The organism is Corallococcus praedator (assembly GCF_003612125.1).
Taxonomy (GTDB): domain Bacteria; phylum Myxococcota; class Myxococcia; order Myxococcales; family Myxococcaceae; genus Corallococcus; species Corallococcus praedator.
The window spans coordinates 1-632 of record NZ_RAWI01000832.1 but is presented as its reverse complement, the minus strand read 5'-3'; the positions used below and the strand labels follow the sequence as shown (position 1 = coordinate 632).

General features: G+C 44.3%; 1 protein-coding gene. It reads left to right on the top strand.

What is annotated here, in order from left to right; translation table 11 throughout:
* A partial coding sequence (locus tag D7Y13_RS46250; RefSeq protein WP_208734566.1) for a hypothetical protein occupies positions 1–632 on the top strand: 632 nt, incomplete at both ends.

Here is a 632-nt window from a genome sequence, read left to right as displayed (position 1 = left end):
ACCTTTAAGTGGTCAAGATATTCGCCTCAGTTATTACAGTCAATCAGAAGTAGTAAGGTTTATTCAAACAGTTGGATTTTTCGACCCTCTCCGAGAAGGTTCGCGAAGAGTTATCGAAGATGTTGGCTACCCTTGGGTGTGGTCTCAATATACTGAAGCAAGTCAGCAGTGGAAAGAATGGTGGAGTGGTAGTAGAACTGCACTTGGTCAAACAGCCTCTGAAATGTTTCTCTGGTATCTGATCAGCAAGTATCGAACCTGCGTGGATCGAATTCTGACTGACCGTGAACGATTAGCAACCAATTTGAAGCTAACCTTTCGTGGCAATTCGGACGAGGTACTTGATATAGCCTGCGCTCAATTTCGTTATGAAGACTTGAACCCGGAAGTGCCTCGCTTATTTCCAGATTTAGAGATTCTTCAAAGTCAAGAGTTTCCTGTATTTGCGCAGTGGTGGTATCGAATCCGGCTAAATTGTGGCAGCATTGCTAATGTATCAAAACATCGCTCTATCGCACTCCTGATTCCTGCTCTTGACGAAATCTTTGAAACGTCATCGCCATCCTTCGACCAATGGACTTTGATTGGGCAGTTTCTCAAAGCAACGCGAGAAACTGCTAGAGACCTTCAAG